Source organism: Echinicola soli (assembly GCF_006575665.1).
GTDB classification, from domain to species: Bacteria; Bacteroidota; Bacteroidia; order Cytophagales; family Cyclobacteriaceae; genus Echinicola; species Echinicola soli.
On record NZ_CP041253.1, the window covers coordinates 93476 to 114486 of the forward strand.

Genomic DNA, 21011 nt, shown 5'->3' on the forward strand with positions numbered 1-21011 from the left:
CGACATTTTTACATGGGCAACAATCACATCAGCATTAGCAAGGCCATGGGCATCAATCCGCTTGGATTTTATGCTTCTGAAGAGAAAGACCGATACAGCTCGTCCCATCATTCACTTGATCAAAATGAACGGGGCGACTGGAAAGGGAGCATTCCTGATGAAATATGGAGAAGCATCAATGGCTATGTCAACGGTCTCGGCCATAGATCAGAACGCTTTCCGGAAGAAGCTAAACTGCTTTCATTTTTAATCCATCATATGAACCTCCAGCCCCATGAAAAGCAAATGATCAATGCCGCTACTTCGAGGGGAAGCATTGATTTCCTCAGCCAAATGCAAGCGGACAATCACAGTTTGCCGGTTTGGACCTCCCCCCATTCCACCCTCGGATTTCCCAGCAGCTGGCCGGCATTATTGCATGAATCCAATGCTCCCCTGTTCTTTCAGTCATCCACCTGCAGCAGCTTTGGGCTTACGCTCCAAAATGCCTTTGCCTGGCTGAACAGTGGTATGGCTGATACTTTTATTGCGGCTGCCGTAGAATGCCCCACTGCCGCACTAACAATTGACCAGATGAAGGCCGTTAGGATTTACGCCAAAGATGAAGCAATACCTTACCCCTGCCAATCCATGGATTTTGAGAAAGCCAATAACACCATGGTACTCGGTGAAGGCGCTTATGCTTTTCAATTAGAAAAAAACAAATCAGGCGAATTGGCCCAACTCAAAAGTGTAGGGTCCGCAATGGAAAAAATCAACCATAGCACCGAACTTTCCCAAGCGGGTGATTGTATCGTTTCGGCGGCCAAAAATGTTTTTGGAGAATTTCCTAAAGAAAAAACTGACCTGATCATCGGACATTTCCCCGGGACAAAGCTGGGGGATTTGGCAGAAAAAACAGCCTATGAAAGGATCTTCGATAAAGTACCTTTTACCATTTCCAACAAATGGAAGATCGGACACTCCCTTGGTTCCAGCCTGGCGGCCAATATGGACTTGGCCATTAACATCCTCCACCATCAAGAACTGCCCAAGCTCCCAGCTTATATCCAACAGAAAACCTCCCCTCCCACAGCAATCAATAATATTCTGATAACGGCACTGGGCTTCGGTGGACAGGCCATTTGCGCCGTGGTGGGAAGGTAAGAGGTTAGATAAAAGATATTAGAAGCAAGATACAGGAAGCTCAATGTATATCCCTGGTTATAGTTGACCGAATTAAATTATTAGATTTTATTGTCAAACATAGTAATAACCGGTCTTTCCTGAGATGGAATTTTAGACCAATTCCTTTCAAACTCCTCCGGACTTTTGCTCATTTTTGCTATAACGAGAGCTGCAACCATCCATAACGAACTGTACTTGTCTGCTCCAATCTACCCCACCTGACCTCCCCGCCGCAGTGGGTAGGAACATGAAGCACATTTCTCAATACTTATGTCTCAAATCTATTACTTTAGCTTATCATTATTCCTATGCCGATCCCTATCGCGGATATTTTTCTTTTCGAAGTTCTTTTCCAGTGCTTTGGTGAGGTCCACCCCCGTTTGGTTGGCCAGGCACATTAGCACCCACAGTACATCGGCCATTTCATCGCCAAGGTCACCATCCTTATCACTTTCCTTGAATGACTGCTCACCATACTTTCTGGCAATGATCCTGGCTAGCTCCCCCACCTCTTCTGTAAGGATGGCCATGTTCGTGAGTTCATTAAAATACCGGACACCAACGGTCTTGATCCAACGATCAACTTGCTCTTGTGCTTCCTCTATTGTCATGGGCAGTAATTGATTAGTGTATTATTTAGTTATTGGGCAGGCACTCTCTATCACCTTACCATATTCCAGCATAAAACCTCTAAACCTTCTTAACCACTTTCCCTTCTTCCAACACCAGTTCATGATCCACTACATTGGGAATATCCTGATCATAGTGGCTGACATAGATCATCGACACATCTGGATGGCTGCCAATATGGGCGACAGTTTCTCTAAAAAGTGTTCGCTGCTCATCATCCATTCCCTGCGCTGCTTCATCCAACACCAGCAAAGCGGGCGACTTGATCATCGCCCTGGCCAGTAAGCAGAAACGCTGGTTTTCGAGAGGGATTTGGGTCAACCGCATCTGGGCAATATGTTCAATACGAAACAACCTTAACCAATCCATCGCCTGTCCCTCCTGCTCAGGAGTCACTTTCTTAAACAAACCAATCGTATCGAAAAGCCCTGAAAGCACCACTTTCAGACAGGTCTGATTGGCAGGAAAGTATCTGGCCAACTCCGGGGACATAAAACCAATGGGCCGCTTGATGTCCCAAATGGTCTCGCCTGTTCCGCGCTTTCGGTCAAAAAGCACCAGGTCATTCGCATAGGCCTGCGGATTTTCGCCATTGATCAGGCTAAGCAAAGTAGATTTCCCGGCACCGTTATGGCCGCGAAGCACCCAGCATTCTCCCTGGCTGACGCTCCAGTTCACATCGTCCAGAATAACTTTTCCATTGTACTCAATATGAATATTGTTCATTTGAATCAAGGTATCAAACTTGGTAACTGGCTTTAGCTGTATCAGTTCGTCCAGCTTGTTATGATCGAACTGGCTCAAAGCAGCATGATTCACCAAATCCACCTGCAGAAAGTTCTCTCTCTTTTCTACCTGATTGATCCTTCCTCCATCCAAGATGGCCACATGAGTAATGGCCTCGGGGATTTCATCAGGAGATGTGGCCATGATCACCTGGATTCCCGATTCGATGATCACCTTTAATACATCTCCAAAGTGGGTCCGTGTATCTACATCCAATCCTGTCATGGGCTGGTCCATCAGAAAAAGCTTCGGATTGCGGAGCAAGGCACAGGCAATGGCCAATCTCCGGGATTCACCATTTGATAGTTTTATCAGTGACTTTTCCTTGAGTTTCTCAAGCTCCAGCAATTCCATCACATTCCTTACATTCCAATGCCCGTTTTGCTTTGCTTCCACATTTTCGAGTTCTTCCTTAACCGTAGCAGCTTCTTCTGACTCCGAGGAGTTGAACCGCTGTTGGTAGTAGAAGTTTTGCAGGTTGGACTTATTGGTAAAGGTATATTTTTGGGAAACCACGGCGATCAAATCCCGAAAACTATTGATCTTTCCTGCGGCAGTCATCTCCTGCTGGTAATCAATGGCAAAATCACGTGCCACCCTTCCTGCTGACAAAATAGTCTTGCCAAGGATCGTGTCCAAAAAGGCGGTCTTCTCCGCTCCCGAAGCACTGAGAATGGCCCAGTTTTCCCCTGTACTCATCGCAAAATCCAGCCCATGAAAGATCGTCCTGTCAAGGTACTTCACATGTGCGTTTTCTATGGAAAGAAATAAATCCTGTGTCATTGCTTTTCTACTCTTTGCGCCTTACCCTTCTTGATACTTGTGCTTTGCTACTTAAAACCATTTTGCCTTTACTCAAATCTTAATATTCACGTTCCTGGTACGTTGTGCCGCGTACCTTCTGTTTTCCCTGGCACCTTATATCCTGTTTTTGGTGTCTATGGTAATGGTCACGGGGCCGTCATTGACCAAAGCCACTTTCATATCTGCCCCAAACTCACCTGTCCGAATGGTTTTCCCAAGATCCTTTTCCACGGTGGCAATAAACTGTTCATAGAGCGGAATGGCCACTTCCGGCTTGGCGGCTTTGAGATAGGAAGGACGATTACCTTTTTTGGTGCTGGCATGAAGGGTAAATTGGCTGATCAGCAGTATTTCTCCGCCAATATCGATCAGGCTTTTGTTCATCACACCATTGTTATCCCCAAAAATCCGGAGATTGACCATTTTTTTGCTCAGCCAGGCGATGTCCTCTCCACTATCCGAATCCTCAATTCCCAATAGCACCATGAGCCCCTGGCCTATTTGCCCCTTGATACGGCCATCAATTTTAACCGAAGATTCAGAAACCCGCTGAATAACTGCTATCATTGTATTGCTGTGTTTAATAAAAAGTTGAAGATAGTTGAAATCAGGCAAGATATATAGTTTTACCGATGTCATTTTGGCAATGGCCCTTACACTGGGTGGCTTTATGGTCTTCAGCGGTCTCCAACCTCCACTCCAGCATCAGCTCAACCCGCTATTTGATGCCAACCAATACGAAAAAGCTTATGGGTATTTTACCGGAAAATCCGACAACTATCTGGTAAACTATCCTTTTAGCATCCGTATTCTGGTACCTTGGTTTGCTGCCCAATTACCATTTGGAGACATTATCGACAACTTCAAGGCCATCAACCTATTGTTTTCCCTAGCTTGGATTCCATTGTGGTTTTTGGTCTCTAAAAAATTCGGTTTAGACCGTTTCAAAATGTGGATAGGATGGTTTTGGATCACTTTTCACTGGGTAGGTGTATTAAAAGGAAACCTCTCCGATCCCATCACCGTGGATGTCCCGATCTATTTTTTCCAATTACTGTTGGTTTATTGCTTAATCGGTAGAAAGTGGGGATTATTGTTACTGATCACACCATTGATGACCATTCAAAAAGAATCCCTATTGCCACTGTTGCTCGTGCTCATTGTTTATCCTGGAATATCACTATGGCGTCACCATGACAAAAAAGCCCCAATAGCCCTTGCAGCTGCTTTTTTTATTAGCTTACTCACCCTAAAAATAACTGGACACTATTTCCCTCCAGCTAATGCCGGGAAGAACGGAGCGGTAAACCTTTTCTATAACACCGTGGGATTACTTGGCCACCCTGATCTTTTCCTTCGTTGGATATGCGCTGTCACCTTGGCTTATGGGGCATTTTTATGGGCTTCGATTCGTAATCGCCAATTTTGGACAATACCTATCATACCGCATCATCAATGGCTGATTCCACTTGCCCTTACCTATGTGTTTTTCAGTCTTTTTGCAGGAGGTGATTTTACGAGAATAGCTTTTTTGGGCAGTCCCTTTATTATGCTTGTTTTGTTAGGAAAATTGGAATTGACCAGAATACAATGGGGGATTTTGCTGGTCATGAGTATTCCTGCTATGAGATTATTTGGATTTCTTCCGGATGGGGGAGCCGATTTCGAAACATGGAAAACGTGGCACCCCGAATATGCCCCTTGGAAATCGCTGGGGCGCTACTGTCTTTATACTGCAATAATCGTATTGGTTTCCTGGAAATGGCTAAAGAATCACTTTGTCACGCCAAGAATGAAAAAAGCTCCAAAATAATTTTTTCAGAAAGGAACCCTGCTCACTCAAAAATCTGCATCTGCTTGGACTCTATGATTTTCACCACCTCCAATTCATCATTGAGCGCTTGGTGCAGCATCGCCTTGGCCACTTGATGATCATAGATGGGCTTGTATTTCTTGAAAAGACCAATGGAAGTAACCGCCTTGGCTGCCACTTTCCCCAAGCTTTCACCGATCCTTGTTTCCTTTCGGTCGCCAAGCAATATGGATGGTCTAAATATCCCTAAATAACTGAAAGGAATCAACTTGAGATCCTCCTCCACTTCCCCTTTCACTTTAGAATAAAATACAGACGATCGCTGGTCTGCCCCCAGTGAACTGACATATAGAAATTTGGTAGCCCCCCATTGATGAGTCCATTTGGCAAAACCGATCACATAATCATGGTCAATCTTATAAAAATTTTCTTTGGACTTGGCCTTTTTGATGGTCGTCCCTAACGCACAAAAAGCGTGAATAGTCACCTCTTTTTTTTCAAAAGCCTGGATAAGCCCGTGGTTTTCGCCTCCAATATCCTTTTTGCGGAATGCATCCAGCAAACTTGTCTGGTCTAAATGATCGAAATCCACCACTACTTGAATAAGCTTTTGATGCTTAATTGCCAACTCACGTCGGGAAACGGTAACCACATGATCGTATTGCTGCGCTTTAAACAGCTGGTGCAGGAGCTGCACACCTATCAGACCAGATGCTCCCGAAACTATGGCAATGGTTTTCATATCATATCATTTTATTGGGTCAACAGTACTTTAAACTCTGAGTCCAAGGTTTGGTTCTTGTCTTTGGCATACCAAAGATGAATGGTCTTTTTAAACTCCTCTGTAGAAACTCCCTGGGGATCTTCCTTGAAAGCCAGCATCATTTCCTGCAATGGTTGAGGTCGTGGCCCCCAGGTGAACAAAACGTCCAACGTTTTTTCATCCAATGCGATAAGCTTGGGGATCGAACGTCCTCCATTGGTCAGAAACTCATCCATCACGGCTAAATTTTCATCCCTTAAAATATAACGTACCTTCACCTTTTCATTAAAAGCCGCCAGTTTTTCAATATACGAAATATTCTGCGCAGCATCCCCGCACCACGCTTCGGTCAGCACTAACCATATCTGCTTCCGTTCTAACTTCTTCACTAATGCTACCGCCTCTTCGCTTACCTTGGAGGTCTTATCCCAACGTTTCATGCGCTGTACATTGATACGGGTATAGTCCATCATCGCTGCAGAATGGTTGTTTCCCGTGGTCTTGTTCTCTAGCAGCAACTGGTCAATGAGTATGCGGTACTGGGCATAATCCATGGACTGATCGATCAGCTCCCTGGTAATCGTAGAAGTAATGGCTGTCATAAAATTCCCCTGTTTTTTTTAGCTTCCAACAAGCTCCTTTACGCCTTCGTTCGTTCCCACTCCAAAAAATCCTCAATATCGCTCTGCATACTCTTGGTAACAGCCAGAAGCACTGAAAGGTCATCTACAAAACCCAATCCAGCGATAAAGTCCGGGATAAAATCCAATGGCATCACAAAATATAATAAGCCCAACACCAACAACACAAGGGTCTTAGTGGAAAACGCCCGATATTCATTTTTATAATAAGCCTTTACCATCCGGATCAATGTTTCCAAATAATAGCGAGATTCCTGAACAGTGGGATTGTCGGCGACTTGGTGCAGCTTTTCAGCAACCCGCTCCAACAGCTGATGTAGTTTTTCTTTACTTTGGGCGATCCTCTCAGCTTTCTTTTCATACATTCTTTTTGCCCTGCCAAGCAAATTCACTTGTTCATTGTTGCTATATACCATGTTCATCGTCGCTTAAAAGTAGATTCTAATTTCGGATTTCACTTTCTTTAATGCAAAAGATATGCCGTCATTCTTTTGATCTAGAGAGCGTTGGAAAATCCTTTTGGCCAAATCCACCCCTTTATCATCAGGGTTTACGTCATGCATAGCGGAATTTACCAGTGTGATGACCCCCTCCACTGCGCTCTTTACACTCTCCCAGGTATCGTCGGAGAAATAGACCTGCTGGGAAAGATTATGGTTAAATTCTTCCCTTATCTCTTGCAACAACAGCCCATGAAGTTCCCTTGCCGAATAGGGCTGATCATTCACTCTTCGCACCAAATTATTTGGGGTAAGCCGCTCCAACAGGAGGCAAAGTCGCTCCCCTGCTTGTAACCTAATAGGCATGATGACTTGGGTGTTTTTGGTTTTCAATGCTACCAATTTGGATTCCCGGTCTTTGGAAAGGAAGGATACCACTACCAAATACATCCCATAAATTACAAGCCCTGCCGGCAAAATAATCTTTAACAGTTCAATTATGTACTCCATTTACTATTTTTGATTAATTCCCGAATATCTAAAATATTTCAAAGACAAGTTGATTATTTGTCATTAATTTTGAACTATCCAATTGTTCGGAACATTAATAAGTCATGCTAATTCCAATTACCATTACAGAAAAAGCTCAGAAAGAGATTAAAAATATCATGGAGCACAAAAACATCCCCGACGACTATTCCCTCCGGGTAGGCGTAAAAGGCGGCGGATGTGGCGGAATGTCCTATGCCCTGGGTTTTGACAAGCTGAAGGAGGGGGATCAACAGTTTGAAATGGGGGGGATTCCTGTATTGATAGAAAAGCGCCATGTTATGTTTTTGATGGGCATGCAGGTGGATTTTTATGAAGGGAATGATGCCAGAGGATTTACCTTCGAAAATCCGGACATCCCGAAAAGGCATGATGTAGCGGAATGAAGTATTGAGTAGTGAGACTTAAGACAAAGTTTCCTGACTTGTCGGTACGTCATTGCTTCACTCCGTTGCTCTGCGTTTGCAGTGACGGTTTTTGAAAAAAAGTAAGAGAAAAGTGTCAAGTAAATTCAGTTCCTGACATCCTTACAGGGGATATTAGGCGGGGTTCTTTTGGAGCAAAGGCAAATCTCAGAGGGCTTGTGGCACTTATAATGGAAGCCACGAAGTCGCCAAGCCTGTCAGAGTTTATTTGTCTTCTCTTAACTTTTCAAATTTTAAAAATAGAATCAGCGAGAATCTGTCCCATCTTCGTGCTATCCAAAACGACTCTGCAGAGCCCCCAACTTTTCCGCTGGACCCAAAATCCAACTAAACCTTTTTGTGCCTTGGAGCCTTTGTGGCCTATTATTAATCCACCATTAAAATAGTAAAGGTTAAATGTATTCACACCAATCGTGTTCTATGCTCCTCTGTGCTTAACGTCAAATCATGTCCGAAAAAACAACTTCAGTTGGGGGTGTTGGGTTAAAAACTCAATACTAATGGTTCTGCAGCTCAGCTGTCGGAACAACAGGTAAAAAACAGACTTATACCTTGGCTTTTAACACAGAATCTTTGTGGCACTTATAATGGAAGCCACGAAGTCGCCAAGCCTGTCAGAGTTTATTTGTCTTCTCTTGACTTTTCAAATTTTAAAAATAGAATCAGCGAGAATCTGTCCCATCTTCGTGCTATCCAAAACGACTCTGCATGGCCCCCAACTTTTCCACTGGACCCAAAATCCAACTAAACCTTTTTGTGCCCTGGAGCCTTTGTGGCAAAAAATAAAAAAGAACTCATAAAAATAAAGGGATTCATGCCCCGCGGCTTGATCCACAGTATTTTTGAGTACCCGATCTATTGGGGACAGAAAATTGATTTTCTCTGAATACAAGGTCATCCGTGAAATCCGCAAGTAATAACCCTACAGAAAATCCTCAAAAGCCGGCTTCACATTGCTCCAAAACTCATCCAATGCAATGATCCGGGGTTTTAAAAAAGAGATAATGGCCGGCCAGTCGTCCTGGTTCATAACACTTACACCATCGAGTCTTTTTTCTATTTTTGAGGTGGCTTTGCCATAGTCATCATAGGCAAGGAGCTGCCAGCACCATTCCTCTCCCAAGGTACCGTGAAGCAGTTTTTTAAACGTTTCAAACTGCTCAAAAACCAATTCCTGTAATTCAATATCCTTAAAATTAATTTCAATGCCAATAGAGGCAAATCCGCGTTCGGCCTCCATTCGAAAAAAAACTTGAGGCACGTGGGTCTTGTAATTTTGCCAGTTTACCCGGCCACCCTCTGCAGAAGGCACGGGCTTCATGTACTGTCCAAATGCTGTCCAAAAATCCTTTTTGGTTTTGGTGATTTCTGCTTTCTTATACACTTACCTTATTATTCATAATCTAATGGATAGGAGACTTTTACTACAGAATAATTGACCACACCTCCCAGGGCAGGATTATGTTTTTTGATGATAATATCTATGGATTCCAGATTTGGATAGACCTTGAGAATATCCTGCAGCATTAAGTGTCCCAAGTGTTCCAAAAGCTTTACAGGCTCCTCCATATGGGATTTGGCGATTTGGTAAATGCGCGAATAATCCACTGTTTCATTCAGGTCATCGTCCAGCATGGCTTTCTTAAAGTCCGTCTCCACATGAATATCCACCGTAAACCGATTACCCAGCTTCTTCTCTTCAGAAAAAACCCCGTGAAATGCATGAAACTCTATTCCTTCCAGTGATACTTTTCCCATAATCAATCAAACTGGTCAAAAAATGAGCCTGATGCTTTCTTCTTCTCGGGCTGAGACGCCTCTTCCTCAGCATTATCCTTAGGCTCCTGAGGAGCTTTATCTTCAGCCTTTGGCTCATGCTTTTCAGGTTGCTGTGTCTTGGGTTCTTCTTTTGCACCGGGTGCATGAGGATCTTCCTTTTGTGTACCTTGCTCGGATTGCATACCCTCTCCATGACCTTTTACCTCCGGAGCATGGGGATCCTCTTTTATTTCAGCGGCCGGAGCAGTGGGGGTTTCCTTCTCTGCTAAAGCCTGTTTTTGTGGCTCTTCCTTCTTGGGCTCGATCACAAACGTATGGGACTTTTCTTTATGCTGCTTGACCGGGTCTTCCGAATTAAAATGAGGTGATTTTCGGCTCAGCTCTTTTACTGCCTTGGTATGTACATCCAGGTCAATACGCTTGATGTCCTCTTGTGATTGCTTTACGTTTTCAAGGCTATCGCTGGCCATGTTTTTAAGGTTACGAATGACAATCTCCCGCTGTGCAAGCAACTCCTCATAGCTCTCTACCAATGCACTGACGTCAGTTTTCAAATCCTCCATGATCCTCTTTGACCGACTCTCTGCCTCTTCTATAATACTTCTCGACTTGTTCTTGGACTCAGAAATCATCGCATCGGCGTTCATTTGGGCCTCTTTCAGGATCAGTTCAGCAGTTTTGTTTGCCTGCTCGATCATGTTGGCACCGGTATCTTCGGCAGCTTTCAGGGTCCTGAAAAGTGAATCCTCCACTTCTCTGAGCTTGGCCGATTCTTTTTGTGCTTGCTCCAGCTTCACTTGGAGTTCACGCCTTTCATCCATTTCACGCTCCCATGCTTGCGAAAGGGAAACCAAAAAGGAACTCACCTCATCCTTATCGAAACCTCTGAAATTTTTCTCAAATGTCTTCTGACGTATTTCTAATGGTGTAATCTTCATAAATTTTCGTCTAATGCAATGTCCCAAATAGATACCGTGCGGTCATCGCTGACAGCTACTACTTGCTGGCTATATCGGCTCCAAATCACCTTATTTACGGATGTTCCATGCCCTGCGTGGCGGGATTTATCAATCACTTTCCGCAATTGAAAAGTCTCCGTCTCCCAGAGTTTTATGGATTTGTCCATACTACAAGTTACAAAATATTTGCCATCTTCTCGAAAGGCCAGGTAGTTGATCGCATACATATGGGCAACGATATTTTCCACCTGATGATAATCCTCAGCATCCCATATTTTGAGTTGGGCATCCCGTCCTCCACTGATCAGCAACTTCCGGTCGGGAGAATACCTTAAAGCAAACACAGAATTGGTATGGCTTTCTATTCTACTGATCGGCTCATACGTTTTCAGGTCAAGGATGCTAACGGTATGATCGCTTGCCCCAACGGCCAAATGTCCCCTATCGGCGTTCACATCCAATACCCGAATATTTTCTCCTCCAAGCTTGATATGCTTCCTTAACGACCTTTCCTCTATATCCAGTACAGTAATCACTCCGTCCCCGGTTGCCACATAAAGCCGCCCTTCGTGTGCTTTGATATCAAAGATAGCTGCATCCGTAATTTTTAACGACCAGATTTCTTTATTGGTATGAAGATCAATCACATGAATGCCTTCAAAATTATGGCCAATGAAAAGCAGGTTTCGATCACTATCCACCTCTAGGGCATATACCGAATTGGGTAATTTTGCGATCAGTTTACCGTCTTTTGGGTTTGCCAGGTCCCACTTGACCACCATGCCGTCTCCGGCACCGGTAAAAAAAAACCGCGGATCATTCCCCTCAACCAAGGCAAATATGCTATCATTGTGTCCTGTCAGTGTGTAAAGTTTATTTACTTGAATTTTTGACATATATTGCATTTAAATTCTTTCAATTCCGCGCTACGCTATATGCAAGCAAAAATAGAAAAAATAAGTCCTTTATCTGCTTTGGCCATCAAGAATATTGAAGAACAGGAGAATAAACCTATTGATTTCCTGAGCTTCCGCGAGAAACTATCCTTTGCCAACATCAGCCATCCAGAAAAGCAAAAAGAATGGAAAGGTGCACGACTCGCCATCAAATCCGCCTTGGATGCCATTAACATGACATACCCTGGATTTTATAAAGATGAGCATGGAAAATCCTATCCCATGGACGGGTATGGCAATGTCTCCCTGACCCACACCAAAGGGCTCGCCGCAGCCATATTTCACAAAGAAATGCCCGTGGGCATTGATATCGATTACGTAAAGGAAAAAGTAGTAAGACTAGGGCCAAAATTCCTGGATCCCTCGGAAATCGATTTTTTAAAAGACGACCCCATCCTTTATACCATCGCTTGGTCGGCAAAGGAATCCATCTTCAAATGCCAGGGGAGAAAAGGCATAAGTCTAAGGCAGCACATCCTACTTTCTCCATTCACTTCGGCAGACAAGGTCATCAAAGGTAAAATCCACAATACTGATTTCGCTGACCATTATTATACTGTCAAAGTCGAAAGAACAGATGACATGGTCATGACATACACCATTTGGTAAACGCAACAGCACTTTAGCCTGATTTTTGCTATACCTGAAACCTATCAATCCTACATTACCATGTGGAGATTTCTTTTAGTGCCGATTCTGGCCATCATGGCCTCTACAAACGCTACTGCCCAGGAAATTGATGATTTCCAGTTGCAGGATTTGGTTTCCAACAGCACGTTTACGCTACAGGATCATCAAGACGCTTCCGCTGTAGTACTGGTTTTTGTATCTAACGGCTGTCCTTTTGTTCGGCTTTATGAAGACAGGGTGATTGCACTGCAAAGCAAATTCGGTCCTCAAGGCGTTGTTTTTGCTTTTATCAATCCATTGATTGGAACTGATGAAGAAGAAAGCCAAAACGCTATCCAAGAGAAAATAAATTCCAAAACACTGACCTTCCCCTATCTTGACGACGGTAAACGTGTCGTCACCAATGCATTGGGTGCCCAGAAGTTACCCGAAGCATTCGTCCTCACCCCAAGTCCTACAGGCTTTGGGGTGGTTTACCATGGAGCCATTGACAATAATGCCCAGCTTCCACAGGCGGTCACCAAGACTTACCTACACGATGCCCTCTCTCATATTAGCAAGGGAGATCTCCCTACCCAGCATTATTTCAGGCCTGTCGGCTGCAATATACTGCCCGTCAAATAACCGGCGGATCCAAAATCAGCAGCAGCTGACGGATTTCATCCACTTTTTCCGGTTCCCCAAGTTTGTCAAACGAGACAATCAAGTTTCGCAATGTACGCTTGACAATATCCAAATGCGTACATGGTTCGAAAAACTCATCCTTCGGGGAAATTTTCAAATGTTCCAAGTAATTATTTACATCCTGCCTACTAAAAATCAGGCCTTTGTTAAATGCATTTATGTAGATGGCTGCATCAGGGGCTTTATAGGTAAGGACGAATAGATTGGGCAGATTCACCCCGTAAACTGGCAGCCCCAATTTCTGGGCTACCAAATAGTACACCGAACACAAACTGATCGGATTGCCCCTGCGGGTGTCCAGTACATTGCTGATCATACTGTTTCCAGGGGAATGGAAGTTTTTGGTATTGGCAGAAAACCGCAGCTGACTGAAAAGAATATTATTGATCAGGCGGATTTGATCATATGGAGACAAATCAGCATTGAACCCGGTCCATACTTCAAAATAGATTTGGTTCATCTCCGCATTTAATGTTTCAAACTCCAGATCAGGGTATTGATACGTATTGATAATCCATAACCCTTTCAGCAAATCCTCTCCACCAGAAGCCTTCCATTGTTCGAGTCTTTCCTTTAGCAAGTCAAACTGTAGCTGATGGACTAGCTCCTCGATTTCTTTCTGAAGGTCAGGATTAAAACTACTTTCCCATTTCTTCTCTAAAAAAGGGATGATATTATTTCCCAAAGAAATGATTTTATCTTTTACATGATCTTTGACTTCCCGATCGGTATCATCCAATAAAGACACCAATGCGTTCAGCTCGTTTTCCGTTAATTTTTCCATAAACATTCACCCAATAGCTGGCCAATAACAACTTTTCCGGAGTACCTCCTTCACGCTCCATAACACCCAAATTTACGATCAAGTTTGTATAACTCCTACATTAAAGCGCCCCGTGATCGGAGAATGGTCGGCTGCGGCGATGCCTGCAGCTATTACTCTCCTGGTTTGCAAGGGATTGATAACCTCATCCACCCACAGCCGGGCTGCTGCATAATATGGGCTCAATTCTTCCTGATACTTGTCTGTAATTTCCTTGAGCAATTTTGTCTCATCTTCAGGTGTGATCACTTTACCTTCCTTTTTGAGAGAGGCCACTTTAATCTGCAAGAGGGTCTTGGCAGCGGAAGCCCCTGACATGACGGCCATTTGGGCAGTCGGCCAGCTGACGATCAACCGGGGGTCATATGCCTTTCCGCACATGGCATAGTTTCCGGCACCATAAGAATTGCCGATCACCACCGTAAATTTAGGCACTACCGAATTGGCCATGGCGTTGACCATTTTTGCACCATCCTTGATGATCCCACCATGCTCTGCCCTACTCCCTACCATGAATCCGCTTACATCTTGGATAAACAACAGCGGAATTTTGCGTTGATTACAGTTCATGATAAAGCGTGCCGCCTTATCGGCCGAATCCGAATAAATCACACCGCCCATTTGCAGCTCTCCTTTTTTGGTCTTGACCATTTTCCGCTGATTGGCCAAGATTCCTACGGCCCATCCATCTATTCTTGCCGTCCCACAGACCAAGGTCTGCCCAAAACCGGCCTTGTATTCATCAAAACTCCCCGCATCCACCAAGGTCTCCAAGACCTGATGCATATCATAAGGTTTCGCCCTGTCCACGGGAAATAGCTCAAAAATCTTTTCCGGTGCCACTGCTGGTGCTTTGGTCTCCTTTCTATCAAAGCCTGCACGCGCTGGTTCCCCTATCGTTTCAAAAATCCGCTTAATGGCGTCCAGACAATCCTCATCGTTTTCATATTTGCTATCAGTGACACCCGAAATCTCACAATGCGTCGTAGCGCCTCCAAGGGTTTCATTGTCCACATTTTCTCCGATGGCCGCCTTTACCAAATATGAACCAGCCAGAAATATAGAGCCCGTCTTATCCACAATCAATGCTTCATCGGACATAATGGGCAAGTACGCTCCACCCGCCACACAACTGCCCATGATAGCAGCCACCTGTACAATGCCCATGGAGGACATTTGAGCATTATTCCTGAATTGTCGTCCGAAGTGTTCTTTATCCGGAAAAATCTCGTTTTGCATAGGGAGAAATACCCCCGCACTGTCTACCAAATAGATGATTGGGAGCCTGTTCTCCATGGCTATTTCTTGTGCCCGGAGATTCTTTTTGGCCGTCATGGGAAACCAAGCTCCCGCCTTGACAGTGGCATCATTGGCAACGATGACACACATTCGGCCACTTACCGCCCCCAGGCCCGTAACGACACCGGCAGAGGGACACCCCCCTTCCTCTTGGTACATTCCATCGGCCGCAAACGTACCCAACTCCAAAAAGTCCGATTCATCATCGACCAAATAGGTTATGCGCTCACGGGCTGTTAACTTTCCCTTCTTATGCTCCTTAGCTATGCGCTGTTCTCCTCCTCCACGTTTGGTTTGGGTGGTTTTTTCTATAAGCTGCTGGATAAGATCCAGGTGCTTTTCTTTAGGATTTTGCAAATCACTCATGGGTTTATATCTGAAATGGTTGCCAAGGATCTTTCACTATCTCGTTATTCTAAATATAAAAAATTAAGGTGATTATCAGTACATAATACCCATAAACTAGCGACAAAAAAGATCTTCGGTACGCCTACCACCCCAACCTTAAAAAGCCTCCACTTCTTCTTTGTAGGCCTTAATAGAGCGGTAAATGGCTGACGCGATATAAGCCTGTCCATTCTCACTGTTCAGGTATCTTTCTTCATTGGAATTGGACAGAAAGCCTGTTTCGATCAGGACACTTGGCATACTGGTCGTCCACAGCACATAAAGCGGCAACTGTTTCACGCCCCTACTGTGGCGATTTAGCCGGGTCTTAAAATCATTCTCCACCTTCTGGGCCAACGAAAGGCTATTGGCAAAATAAGCTTTCTGCATCAAATTGATCATCATGTATGACTCGGGAGAGTTAGGGTCAAAACCTTCATAGTTTTCTTTATACCCATCCTCCTGCAGGATCACGGAGTTTTCACGCTTCACCACATCAAAATTCCTTTCAAAGTGGTTGGACCCCATCACATAGGTTTCGGTGCCATAGGCATTTGAGCCCCTGACGGCATTGCAGTGGATACTGACAAACAAGTCCGCCTTGTTTCGATTGGCGATGTTTGCTCTTTCCTTCAGCTCAATGAAAACATCCGTCTTTCGGGTGTAGATCACCTCCACATCCGGGACATACTGTTTTATATAATTCCCCACCTTAAGGGCAATGGCCAATGCCACATCTTTTTCCTTTGAGCGGCTTCCCATGGTCCCTGGATCTTTCCCACCATGTCCCGCATCAATGACCACCCTGCGCATCTTGAATTTCCGGGCACTATCCCCTGCAGGGACAAATGCTGACATCAAAACCGCACAGGTCAGAAAAAGAATTATTATAACATTTTTGACACTGGTTCGTTTCATAAACATTATTAAGCTTAACTTTACGCAAAATTTAAAAATTTTTGAAGCAAATAGAAGTAAATCGGTGCAGAATATTAAGGTAGCTTATCTTTCCTTTATCCTACTGTTCATTTCTTTCCAGAGCTCCTTTGGTCAAACCAAACTCCAAAGGCGTCCTGCAGAAAAGGAGATCGTGGCTCCGGACCTGTCTCCTTTTACGGACACTATTGCTCCGACCCTTCCCGATAGCCTTGTTCTTAATGATTCCATACCTGCAGGAGACACTACAAAGGTTGTGCCCAAAGGAGATATAGAAACCATTATCAAGTACGCAGCGCAAGATAGTATATTGTCTGATTTCAGAGAAAAAAAGGTTTACCTTTATAACAAGGCCTGGTTCGAATATGGCAATATCAGACTGGATGCTGACTATATCGAAATCGACTGGCAAAAGAACGAACTCTACGCTTCCGGCGTCACCGACAGCACAGGCTCGGTACAGGGCAGCCCAATCTTCAAGGAAGGCAGCAGCACCTACGAAATCCGTAAAGAGATGCGCTATAATTTCAAAACCCGTAAAGCCATCATCTCTGACGTCGTTACCGAACAACAAGAAGGCTTACTTCGTGGAGAAATTGTCAAGAAAGACGATAATGGAGACGTCTACCTTTACCACGGATACTATACCACTTGTAATTTGGCAGAGCCCCATTGGCATATCTCTTCCAAGAGACTTAAGTCAGTGGAAGGCAAACAAACGATCTCAGGTCCTTTTAACCTTTATTTTAACGGCATCCCCACCCCTGTGGGATTGCCTTTTGGGTTTATCCCTGATCAGAAAGAAGAACAAGTTTCCGGCATTATTATCCCCTCTTATGGTGAAGAAAGACGCCGTGGTTTTTACCTGAGGGATTTTGGATATTATTTTGCCTTTAACGATTACATCCACTCGCGGATCACTGGAGAAATCTACTCAAAAGGTGGCTACGGCGCCAAGTTGGCAACTGCCTACAAAAAAAGGTACCGATTTAGTGGTGGGTTCAATGTCGACTATCAGCAGTTCCGAAGCCCCGAAACCGATGAAAACCCATTGGACTATACCACCATGTGGATCAACTGGAGCCATAGCCCGGAATCACGGGGAAACTCCCGGTTTTCAGCATCGGTCAATGCCGGTACCACCAACTATAATAACCTGGTGGTCAACCCAAACAACTACATCAGGAATACAAATTCAGAATTCACCTCCAATATTTCTTATAGCAAAACCTTCACCGGCACGCCCTTCAGCATGTCAGCAAACCTAAGACACTCCCAAAATGTGCAGACCAGTGAGGTAAGGCTGATTCTTCCGGACATTTCTGTCAACATGAACAGACAGACCCCATTCCGGAATTCGAATTTCGAACCGCTTAAAACCCTGAATTTTGCCTGGAACTTCAATGCCCAAAACTCCATTGACAATGCTGAAGTACCTGTGTTGGGGGTTCAGGATGACTTCCTACAGGATGATGCTTTTGAAGATGATTTGGAAGCCCCGGATGTGATCCCTTTTACTTGGGCCAATTTACCAACGCTGCTTAAACAAGCAGAAAATGGCTTCCGCCATACCCTTCCGGTATCCTCTAATTTTACCTTGTTTAAATATTTTACCGGTACGGCAAGTTTCCAGTACACTGAACTCTGGTACTTTGACCGCATCAACTATTATTATAATGCGCCTGAACAACGGGTAGATAAGATCCTGGAAAATGGCTTTAGCCGCGTAGGCTACTATAACACATCCTTCAATATGGCTACCAACGTGTATGGTTTTTATCGTTTTAAGCCAGACTCCAAACTCGAAGCCATCCGCCACCATATCCAGCCTACCGTGGGGATGTCTTTCACACCTGATTTCAGTGATCCCAAATACGGATATTACCAACAAGTACAAGTCGACCAGGAGGGCAACACACAGCTCTATAGCCGTTTTCAAGGCTACCTCTATGGAGGCGCACCTAGGGGCGAATCACGATCACTGAACGTCTCGATCAGAAATACACTGGAAGCCAAGAAGCGAGTGGAAAATGACAGCACTGAAGCCACTACCGAGAAGTTCCCCTTGCTCCAGTCTTTCAACATTTCCACCAGCTATAACTTCGTAGCAGACTCTTTCAAACTGGCACCGATCAATATGAGTACTCGGACGACTTTCTTTGACAATAAGATTTCCGTTGCACTCTCTGCTACCCTGAACCCCTACGCTACTACCAGCTACATGAATGGAACCGAAACCTATTACAGGAAAGTTAACGAATACGCTTGGAATAACGGGCAGGGCATTGGCTCTATCAGCCGTGCAAACCTAAACCTGAACGGCAGCTTCAATCCCAAAGGCTCACCGGACAAAACCCCTGCAGACACTCGGGAGGAGCTCACCAATGAATACCTCCAGGACGGTGGCCAAATGAATGAATTTGTCGAAAATGAAATCGAACGGATATCCAATGACCCCAGTCAGTACATAGACTGGAGCATCCCCTGGAATATCAATTATGGATATAACCTGAGCTATAGCAAAAGTGACCGCACTGGAGACTCCAATATCACGCAGGCCTTAAACGTATCCGGCGACCTCAGTTTATCAGAAAAGTGGAAAGTGAACTTTAATACCGGCTATGATTTTTCGACCAACAAAATTACCCAGACCATGATTGGTATTGCCCGGGACCTGCACTGCTGGCAGATGAATGCCAGCTGGATTCCATTTGGCGCATTTACCAGCTATAATATCGACATCCGTGTAAAGGCAAGCATCCTCCAAGACCTAAAGGTTTCGAGAAGACGGTCTTTCTTTGATTATTGATGGAAAGGTTGAAAAGTTGGAGTGTTTGAAGGTTGACACGTTCGTGAATTTCCGGCATTTCATCATGCTTATTGGACAAAAATTTACCTAGGGAATATTTCTATTTGATAAAAAATTGCTTGACTCCAGAAAAGAACCTAACCTCCCCTGCAAGCGGAGGATGAGGCATCTTGTTACTTTGTATCTTTGTCTTGGCTCTTTGTCCGTCCTTCTATCTTGATACCTGATTCCCGATTTTCTCAGTATCCCAATACTGGGTCAAGTGAAAAAGTTGGAGGGGGGGGATTGGGATTGATTCCGATAGCACGCAGATGGCGCTGATTTTTTATACTGGATCACGCATTCCTATTGCTAAATTAAAGAGAAATATACTTACCAAAACAACCTAGAAATCTCTCATCCCCCAGAAATATTGCTTGGCCCGCAATACTCACATCTTTACTAAATCTTCGATCTGCTCAAAGGCATGGTCATGCACCTTGGCCCTCCCAGGCCACGGGAAAGCTCTGAGGAAGGAATGTCCAGCACCTCCACGCCCATGTCCCGTAAGGCCCTGTTGGTATGTTTGTTTCGTCGGTATGAGATCACCTTTCTCGGCCCGATGGCAAAGACATTGGCTCCATCAAACCATTGCTCTCGCAGGGCGTAATCCTTGTTACCGTTACCACCGAGATGAATGATCTCCAAGTAAGGGATTTCTTTCTCCAAGACCGTCAGCAAGGATTCTTTCAATACTGTCCGCTTGATATGCACTTGGTCACCATCATTACTTTTTAGCGTGTAAAGTGAGGTCTGCAGCACCGCATCCATGGCATCGGGATACGTCAGCACCAGGTTTTCATCCAAAATGGTAAATACCGTATCCAAATGCATAAAATTACGTTGCTGGGGCAAGTGAACCTCGTACACACGCTCTACCGTCCCCTCGGCAAGCAAGCTTTTGGCCACATGGTAAATGGCCTTTTCGTCCGTTCGCTCTGAATTGCCTATGGCCACCGCCTTATCGGAGATCACAATAATGTCCCCTCCTTCTATACAGGCAGGGTCTTTGTGCCCGTCGATAGGATAGATTTTGTTCACCTTATCCTTAAAGAGCGGATGGTTTTCAAAAATTGACCTGATCACATTGGCTTCGCGCTGTCTTCCTTCCATCTTCATGCTCGAAAAGACCACTCCACCGGGTGTGAGCGCTATCGGATCCCGCTGAAAATATAAATTCGGACAAGGGGGAATGATAAAGGCAAAATCCATCAAGTCCACCAAGGGCAACTTACTGATTTTCTTTTTCAGTTCGTGCACTTTGATCCCGGCGATCAGCGCAGTGGCACACTCCGAAGTAGAAAGTCTTCCGAGTATACTTTCTGTAAAATGTGACAATCTGCTAAACGAAAGCGCTTCCTCCATCATTTTAAAAAGTATATCATCATCGGCCATGGTCTCCATGAGTAGCTCATGAAGACTGTACACTGTCGCTCCAGTGGTTTGTTTGATGATATTGGTATAGTAATCATGCTCCTTCTGCATAGCTTCCAGGTAGGGAACGTCTTCGAAAAGCAGTAACTCCTTGTTATAAGGTGTCAACCGATCAATTTCCTTTCCCGGTCTGTGCATCAGTACTGCTTTAAGTGTTCCAAATTCAGAATTTATCCTCAGATCCATAAAGTATTCTACCCTGCTATTTTAACAATACTAACAAAATAAATATAATTTTACCAAAATAGAAAAATAACC

The 21011-nt window shown here is 44.5% G+C and carries 21 protein-coding genes; 6 read left to right on the top strand and 15 right to left on the bottom strand.

The window, feature by feature from the left end; all coding sequences use genetic code 11:
- The first annotated feature begins 12 nt into the window (after positions 1–12).
- Positions 13–1146: a beta-ketoacyl synthase N-terminal-like domain-containing protein gene (locus FKX85_RS00470; RefSeq protein WP_141612876.1), complete on the top strand. Its 1134-nt coding sequence runs from the start codon at positions 13–15 to the stop codon at positions 1144–1146.
- Between the two features lie 305 nt (positions 1147–1451).
- Here FKX85_RS00470 and FKX85_RS00475 read toward each other — a convergent pair whose 3' ends face one another.
- The 3 genes from FKX85_RS00475 to dtd all read right to left on the bottom strand — a co-directional run bounded on the left by FKX85_RS00475 (position 1452) and on the right by dtd (position 3954).
- Positions 1452–1778 carry a nucleotide pyrophosphohydrolase gene (locus FKX85_RS00475; RefSeq protein ID WP_141612877.1) on the bottom strand — a complete coding sequence of 109 codons (327 nt, stop codon included), beginning with the start codon at positions 1776–1778 and terminating at the stop codon, positions 1452–1454.
- A 79-nt stretch (positions 1779–1857) separates the two neighbouring features.
- Positions 1858–3366: an ATP-binding cassette domain-containing protein gene (locus FKX85_RS00480; RefSeq protein WP_141612878.1), complete on the bottom strand. Its 1509-nt coding sequence runs from the start codon at positions 3364–3366 to the stop codon at positions 1858–1860.
- Between the two features lie 135 nt (positions 3367–3501).
- Positions 3502–3954: a D-aminoacyl-tRNA deacylase gene (gene dtd, locus FKX85_RS00485; RefSeq protein WP_141612879.1), complete on the bottom strand. Its 453-nt coding sequence runs from the start codon at positions 3952–3954 to the stop codon at positions 3502–3504.
- A gap of 34 nt (positions 3955–3988) precedes the next feature.
- On the opposite strand from dtd, the gene FKX85_RS00490 reads away from it, so the two are divergent.
- On the top strand, positions 3989–5200 hold the full coding sequence (locus FKX85_RS00490) for a hypothetical protein (RefSeq protein ID WP_141612880.1): 1212 nt from the start codon (positions 3989–3991) through the stop codon (positions 5198–5200).
- 22 nt (positions 5201–5222) lie between these two features.
- Here FKX85_RS00490 and FKX85_RS00495 read toward each other — a convergent pair whose 3' ends face one another.
- The 4 genes from FKX85_RS00495 to FKX85_RS00510 are packed head-to-tail and all read right to left on the bottom strand — an operon-like array spanning position 5223 to position 7554.
- Positions 5223–5942, bottom strand: coding sequence for an NAD-dependent epimerase/dehydratase family protein (locus FKX85_RS00495; RefSeq protein ID WP_141612881.1), 720 nt, complete (start codon positions 5940–5942; stop codon positions 5223–5225).
- A gap of 11 nt (positions 5943–5953) precedes the next feature.
- Positions 5954–6565 carry a thioredoxin family protein gene (locus tag FKX85_RS00500; protein WP_141612882.1) on the bottom strand — a complete coding sequence of 204 codons (612 nt, stop codon included), beginning with the start codon at positions 6563–6565 and terminating at the stop codon, positions 5954–5956.
- Positions 6566–6603: 38 nt separating this feature from the next.
- Positions 6604–7020, bottom strand: a complete 417-nt coding sequence (locus FKX85_RS00505; RefSeq protein WP_141612883.1) for a YkvA family protein — start codon at positions 7018–7020, stop codon at positions 6604–6606.
- Positions 7021–7032: 12 nt separating this feature from the next.
- A complete protein-coding gene (locus tag FKX85_RS00510; RefSeq protein ID WP_141612884.1) occupies positions 7033–7554 on the bottom strand; it encodes a DUF7935 family protein in 522 nt (173 codons plus the stop codon).
- A gap of 104 nt (positions 7555–7658) precedes the next feature.
- Between FKX85_RS00510 and FKX85_RS00515 the strand changes: the two genes are divergently transcribed.
- Entirely contained in the window at positions 7659–7979 is a 321-nt protein-coding gene (locus tag FKX85_RS00515; protein ID WP_141612885.1) for a HesB/IscA family protein, read from the top strand.
- A 961-nt stretch (positions 7980–8940) separates the two neighbouring features.
- Here FKX85_RS00515 and FKX85_RS00520 read toward each other — a convergent pair.
- From FKX85_RS00520 to FKX85_RS00535, 4 genes are read right to left on the bottom strand one after another with little or no spacing between them, the layout of a single operon-like run.
- Positions 8941–9402: a DUF4268 domain-containing protein gene (locus FKX85_RS00520; protein ID WP_141612886.1), complete on the bottom strand. Its 462-nt coding sequence runs from the start codon at positions 9400–9402 to the stop codon at positions 8941–8943.
- Positions 9403–9410: 8 nt separating this feature from the next.
- Positions 9411–9776 carry a dihydroneopterin aldolase gene (folB, locus tag FKX85_RS00525; RefSeq protein WP_141612887.1) on the bottom strand — a complete coding sequence of 122 codons (366 nt, stop codon included), beginning with the start codon at positions 9774–9776 and terminating at the stop codon, positions 9411–9413.
- A gap of 2 nt (positions 9777–9778) precedes the next feature.
- The gene (locus FKX85_RS00530; protein ID WP_141612888.1) at positions 9779–10735 is read right to left on the bottom strand and encodes a DivIVA domain-containing protein; all 957 of its coding nucleotides are present in this window, start codon (positions 10733–10735) and stop codon (positions 9779–9781) included.
- Entirely contained in the window at positions 10732–11652 is a 921-nt protein-coding gene (locus FKX85_RS00535; RefSeq protein WP_141612889.1) for a WD40 repeat domain-containing protein, read from the bottom strand. The genes FKX85_RS00530 and FKX85_RS00535 overlap by 4 nt, the downstream gene beginning before the upstream one ends.
- Positions 11653–11691: 39 nt before the next feature.
- Here FKX85_RS00535 and FKX85_RS00540 point away from each other — a divergent pair, with 39 nt between their 5' ends.
- On the top strand, positions 11692–12321 hold the full coding sequence (locus FKX85_RS00540) for a 4'-phosphopantetheinyl transferase family protein (RefSeq protein ID WP_141612890.1): 630 nt from the start codon (positions 11692–11694) through the stop codon (positions 12319–12321).
- Positions 12322–12381: 60 nt separating this feature from the next.
- Positions 12382–12966 carry a redoxin domain-containing protein gene (locus FKX85_RS00545; RefSeq protein ID WP_141612891.1) on the top strand — a complete coding sequence of 195 codons (585 nt, stop codon included), beginning with the start codon at positions 12382–12384 and terminating at the stop codon, positions 12964–12966.
- Here FKX85_RS00545 and FKX85_RS00550 read toward each other — a convergent pair.
- The 3 genes from FKX85_RS00550 to FKX85_RS00560 all read right to left on the bottom strand — a co-directional run bounded on the left by FKX85_RS00550 (position 12959) and on the right by FKX85_RS00560 (position 16453).
- Positions 12959–13810, bottom strand: a complete 852-nt coding sequence (locus FKX85_RS00550; protein WP_141612892.1) for a transglutaminase-like domain-containing protein — start codon at positions 13808–13810, stop codon at positions 12959–12961. The genes FKX85_RS00545 and FKX85_RS00550 overlap by 8 nt on opposite strands.
- A 78-nt stretch (positions 13811–13888) precedes the next feature.
- Positions 13889–15514 (bottom strand): acyl-CoA carboxylase subunit beta, encoded by a 1626-nt coding sequence (locus tag FKX85_RS00555; protein WP_141612893.1) that lies wholly within the window; start codon positions 15512–15514, stop codon positions 13889–13891.
- A 138-nt stretch (positions 15515–15652) separates the two neighbouring features.
- A complete protein-coding gene (locus tag FKX85_RS00560; protein ID WP_141612894.1) occupies positions 15653–16453 on the bottom strand; it encodes an N-acetylmuramoyl-L-alanine amidase family protein in 801 nt (266 codons plus the stop codon).
- 64 nt (positions 16454–16517) lie between these two features.
- Between FKX85_RS00560 and FKX85_RS00565 the strand changes: the two genes are divergently transcribed.
- A complete protein-coding gene (locus FKX85_RS00565; RefSeq protein ID WP_141612895.1) occupies positions 16518–19280 on the top strand; it encodes a putative LPS assembly protein LptD in 2763 nt (920 codons plus the stop codon).
- A 441-nt stretch (positions 19281–19721) separates the two neighbouring features.
- On the opposite strand, the gene FKX85_RS00570 is transcribed toward FKX85_RS00565, so the two are convergent.
- Positions 19722–20939: an arginine deiminase gene (locus FKX85_RS00570; protein WP_141612896.1), complete on the bottom strand. Its 1218-nt coding sequence runs from the start codon at positions 20937–20939 to the stop codon at positions 19722–19724.
- Positions 20940–21011: the final 72 nt, after the last annotated feature.

Coding starts and splice junctions, on each gene's coding strand:
- FKX85_RS00505 (WP_141612883.1), bottom strand. CDS start 7,020: ATGGTATATAGCAACAATGAACAAGTGAATTTGCTTGGCAGGGCAAAA.
- FKX85_RS00570 (WP_141612896.1), bottom strand. CDS start 20,939: ATGGATCTGAGGATAAATTCTGAATTTGGAACACTTAAAGCAGTACTG.
- dtd (WP_141612879.1), bottom strand. CDS start 3,954: ATGATAGCAGTTATTCAGCGGGTTTCTGAATCTTCGGTTAAAATTGAT.
- FKX85_RS00510 (WP_141612884.1), bottom strand. CDS start 7,554: ATGGAGTACATAATTGAACTGTTAAAGATTATTTTGCCGGCAGGGCTT.
- folB (WP_141612887.1), bottom strand. CDS start 9,776: ATGGGAAAAGTATCACTGGAAGGAATAGAGTTTCATGCATTTCACGGG.
- FKX85_RS00535 (WP_141612889.1), bottom strand. CDS start 11,652: ATGTCAAAAATTCAAGTAAATAAACTTTACACACTGACAGGACACAAT.
- FKX85_RS00475 (WP_141612877.1), bottom strand. CDS start 1,778: ATGACAATAGAGGAAGCACAAGAGCAAGTTGATCGTTGGATCAAGACC.
- FKX85_RS00480 (WP_141612878.1), bottom strand. CDS start 3,366: ATGACACAGGATTTATTTCTTTCCATAGAAAACGCACATGTGAAGTAC.
- FKX85_RS00495 (WP_141612881.1), bottom strand. CDS start 5,942: ATGAAAACCATTGCCATAGTTTCGGGAGCATCTGGTCTGATAGGTGTG.
- FKX85_RS00545 (WP_141612891.1), top strand. CDS start 12,382: ATGTGGAGATTTCTTTTAGTGCCGATTCTGGCCATCATGGCCTCTACA.
- FKX85_RS00540 (WP_141612890.1), top strand. CDS start 11,692: ATGCAAGCAAAAATAGAAAAAATAAGTCCTTTATCTGCTTTGGCCATC.
- FKX85_RS00555 (WP_141612893.1), bottom strand. CDS start 15,514: ATGAGTGATTTGCAAAATCCTAAAGAAAAGCACCTGGATCTTATCCAG.
- FKX85_RS00470 (WP_141612876.1), top strand. CDS start 13: ATGGGCAACAATCACATCAGCATTAGCAAGGCCATGGGCATCAATCCG.
- FKX85_RS00500 (WP_141612882.1), bottom strand. CDS start 6,565: ATGACAGCCATTACTTCTACGATTACCAGGGAGCTGATCGATCAGTCC.
- FKX85_RS00560 (WP_141612894.1), bottom strand. CDS start 16,453: ATGAAACGAACCAGTGTCAAAAATGTTATAATAATTCTTTTTCTGACC.
- FKX85_RS00515 (WP_141612885.1), top strand. CDS start 7,659: ATGCTAATTCCAATTACCATTACAGAAAAAGCTCAGAAAGAGATTAAA.
- FKX85_RS00530 (WP_141612888.1), bottom strand. CDS start 10,735: ATGAAGATTACACCATTAGAAATACGTCAGAAGACATTTGAGAAAAAT.
- FKX85_RS00550 (WP_141612892.1), bottom strand. CDS start 13,810: ATGGAAAAATTAACGGAAAACGAGCTGAACGCATTGGTGTCTTTATTG.